4 protein-coding genes and 1 pseudogene are annotated in these 3,502 nt (G+C 65.9%); all 5 read left to right on the top strand.

Annotated features, from left to right (window positions below):
- Positions 1 to 330 (top strand): hypothetical protein (locus tag V5E28_RS48735; protein WP_336217145.1); only part of this gene is annotated, 330 nt, incomplete at its 5' end.
- A gap of 43 nt (positions 331 to 373) precedes the next feature.
- Positions 374 to 1,581: pseudogene (locus V5E28_RS48730) on the top strand (IS701 family transposase).
- On the top strand, positions 1,578 to 1,772 hold the full coding sequence (locus V5E28_RS50010; protein WP_442946017.1) for a hypothetical protein: 195 nt from the start codon (positions 1,578 to 1,580) through the stop codon (positions 1,770 to 1,772). The pseudogene V5E28_RS48730 and the gene V5E28_RS50010 overlap by 4 nt, the downstream one beginning before the upstream one ends.
- 134 nt (positions 1,773 to 1,906) lie before the next feature.
- Positions 1,907 to 2,968 carry a hypothetical protein gene (locus V5E28_RS48725; protein WP_336217143.1) on the top strand — a complete coding sequence of 354 codons (1,062 nt, stop codon included), beginning with the start codon at positions 1,907 to 1,909 and terminating at the stop codon, positions 2,966 to 2,968.
- A gap of 12 nt (positions 2,969 to 2,980) precedes the next feature.
- Positions 2,981 to 3,487, top strand: coding sequence for a hypothetical protein (locus V5E28_RS48720; protein WP_336217142.1), 507 nt, complete (start codon positions 2,981 to 2,983; stop codon positions 3,485 to 3,487).
- Positions 3,488 to 3,502: the final 15 nt, after the last annotated feature.

Raw genomic sequence — 3,502 nt, 5'->3', positions numbered from 1 at the left:
GCTTATAGCGCCTTTGCCGGCGCTGTTCTAGATCTTCGTGTAAAGCAGGGGGCACGTTGGGGAGCGAAAAGACGGGCAGATGCGAGTCCGGAGGCGTACGCGGAGGCCAAAGCGACTCAGAACCAGAGTCGAGCCGCTGCGTGGCAAGCGCTTTGCCTGGTACGCCTGCTCACGGACGATGATGAGACTGTACGGCTTGCCGGCGCGGCGATGGAACTCGCTGCTGACATCCACACGCTGGCAACCCTCGAGGAACTGGATAAGCGCATGGGCGAGGTTCGGCAGGCTGTCGACAGGTTCATTGACAGGTACTACATTCACAGATCTTGACGTTCGGCTGCGTAATGTCCTGTAGGTGGCTCATCGTCATCGTGTGACCTGTTCTCTGACCTACGATCTGGTCGTGTCCTGGGATGCGGAACTGAGCGCGTTGACCGAGCGGATCGCGGGGCCGATGTTCACCCGGCCCGAGCCGCGCTCGACGTTCGGTGACCTGGTCCGCGCTCTGCTGGCCGACGTCCCGCGGAAGAACTCCTGGCAGTTGGCCGACCACATCGGCCACGTCAAGGCGCACCGATTCGAGTGGCTGCTGAACGGAGCCACCTGGGACGCCGACGCGCTGCGCGATGAGGTACGCGCCCACGTGCTGGAGCATCTGGGCCGGGCCGATGGTGTGCTGATCGCCGACGACACCAGTGCGATCAAGAAGGGCGACAGATCGGTGGGTGTGGCCCACCAGTACTGCGGGCTGACCGGACAGGTCGAGAACTGCCAGGTCATGCCCATGCTCACCTACGCCTCCGCAGCCGGGCACGCCTTCGTCAACCGGCGCCTTTACCTGCCCGAGAGCTGGACGCAGGATTCGCAACGGCGCAGGCAGGCCGGAGTACCCGACGAGGTGGTCTTCGCCACCAAGCCTGCCCTGGTGATCGACATGCTCAAGGAGGAGATCGCGGCCGGCACTCCGTTTCGCTACCTGTGCGGCGACTCCGGCTACGGGCGCGACCCCGACCTGCGGGCCTTCTGCCATGGCCGGCAGATCGGCTACGTGCTCGCCGTCCCGGTCGACCTGCCACTGATCGCCGTACGCGGAGGTGGTGAGCCGGTCGGCCATCTGCTGGATCGCCTGCCGGCCCACGGCAATGCGGCCATCTGGGAGCGCCGCGCCTGCGGGCAGGGCACCAAGGGCATCCGCCTGTACGACTGGACCTGCGTGCCCGTGCGCCTGGCCGAGCAGCAACCCGCCACCGAGCACGCCCACACCGTGCTCATCCGTCGCTCGGTGGCCGACCCGGCCGAGATCGAGTTCTTCCTCGCCCATGCCCCGCTCGGCACGCCGATCACCGAACTGATCAAACTCGCCGGGCTGCGCTGGAAGATCGAAGAGAACAACACCCAGAGCAAGGATCTGCTCGGTCTGGTCCAATACCAGGTCCGCAAGTGGACGCCCTGGAATCGACACATCACCACCGTCATGCTCGCCCTGGCCTTCCTCGCCGGCACCCAGCCGCCTTACCCGACGACAACGACACCCCCGCCGACCAGGGAAAAGACCGCCGGCCACCGCCGCAACCACCATGAGCGGCACTCCCGAACCCGTGCCCCTGCCCTCACTGGCGGAGATCCGGCGCGTCCTGGCCCGGCTGTTCATCCCCGCCACCAACGCCATCGAACACGTCCTGGCCTGGTCAGCCTTCCGCCGCCTCCACCAAGCCCGCGCCCGGCTCAGCCACTACCGCCGACGCAGAGACCCACCACCTCAAGATCTGTGAATGTAGTACAGGGCCGCATCGCTGGTACGTTAGGCGACACTTGTTGGCGTCGGAAGAGACCTCAAACAGGATATTTCCGATGACCTTCTCAGGCAGCCCTACGGGGCCGCTGATCGGCTGCGAGCCGACGGCGTATGCGCCTGATGAACGCTCACATCGGTACCAGCCTCGGGTTGAACGGCGCCAGACTGAATCTTCGCGCTGGTGCGGCATTGAGCGGCGTCGGGCTGGCTGTGAACGGCGGCGTCTGGTGCATGGAAGGGTTCGCGGTCACGGGTGAGATCCGCCTGGTCGGCGCTCGGCTGGATGCGAACCTATGCCTGACGGGCGCGGGCCTGCGTAACGAGGATGGTCCTTGCCTGACACTCGACCGCGCGTCCATCGGCTCCCTCAAGGCTTCGGGCGTGACCGTGGTCGTCGGCCGGATCAGTTTCGTCGGCACCACGGTGGGCGGCGGCTTTCTCCTGGAGGGCGCGCACCTGGACAACGGCCGCGACACCTGTCTGCTGGTCGGGAGGTCTACCCTCCGAGGGCCACTGCGGCTGCGCTATCTGCGGGCCCGCGGTGAGGTGTGCGTCGGCAACAGCCGTATCTCCGGCAGGGTCCTGCTCGGCGACGCCGTACTCGACAACCCGGGTGCCGTTGCGCTGCGCTTCACGCGTAACGAGGTCGGCTCGGACGTGGTGTGCGGCGGCATGACAGCCCACGGTGAAGTCCGCTTCGTCTACACCCAGATCACGCTCGGCCTGGACCTTGAGGGGGCCGTGCTCGCTAATCCCGGTGGCGCCGCGCTCGACGCGCGTGGGCTGCAGGCCGCCGAGCTTGCCCTGCTACCTGGGCGCGATGTCGACGGGGCCTTCATCCTTGAACATGTCCGTGTGGGTCTGCTGCGCGACGATCCTGGGCGCTGGCCCTCGTCCGCTGCGTGTAACGGGCTGACGTACGCGGTGCTGGAGCTGCGGTGTTGCGCACGTGAGCGTGTGCGTTGGCTGTCTGGCGAGGAATTTCACCCGCAGCCGTATGGGCAGCTCGCCGCCTCCTACGTTGCCGGGGGCCAGCACGATGAGGCCCGTGTCGTCGTGTGCGCGAAGGAACGGCGTCGGCAGCGTGATCGGGCGCTGCTCGGTTGGGTGTGGGGCCTTCTGCAGGACGTCACGGTCGGCTTCGGCTACAAGTCGTGGCGGGCAGCCTCCTAGCCCGTTGTCCTGTTGGCCATCGACGGTGTCGTCTACTCGGTGTCGCCTCCGCTGAAGCCGGGCGAGTCACCGCACTTCAACGCCGTGATCTATGCCCTTGATCTGCTGCTTCCCATTGTCGATCTGGGCCAACAGTTGGCGTTCAGCCCAGGAGGAGCGACGCAGTGGCTCTCCTACGGGCTGATCGCGATTGGTTGGGTGTGGCGACCACAGTTGTCGCCGGAGCGGCCCGCATGCTGGGCCGGTGAGTGTGGACTTCAAGCGGAGGTTATGCACGTATTTAGCACGATCAGGCTGGCTATGTTCGCCCCATGCCGCGCGGCCGGAAGCGGTACCGGCGAACGTGACGGCCTAGAATACGGCCCGACCTGGGGAAACGTCATCAAGATCATCCCGCGCATGTCCCCTGATCATGGTCTTACAGCTGCATGCGGGCACCGTCGGCTGCCTATCAAGGTCACAAAACAAAAGACCTGCGGCTGTGAAACCGCAGGTCAGGGGCCTGAAATGCCGATCTAGGTGAGTGCCCCCGGC

It is taken from the genome of Nonomuraea sp. LPB2021202275-12-8, assembly GCF_037044575.1.
Lineage (GTDB): Bacteria > Actinomycetota > Actinomycetes > Streptosporangiales > Streptosporangiaceae > Nonomuraea.
Note: the sequence above shows the minus strand (reverse complement) of the source record. Positions and strands in the feature narration are given on the sequence as shown.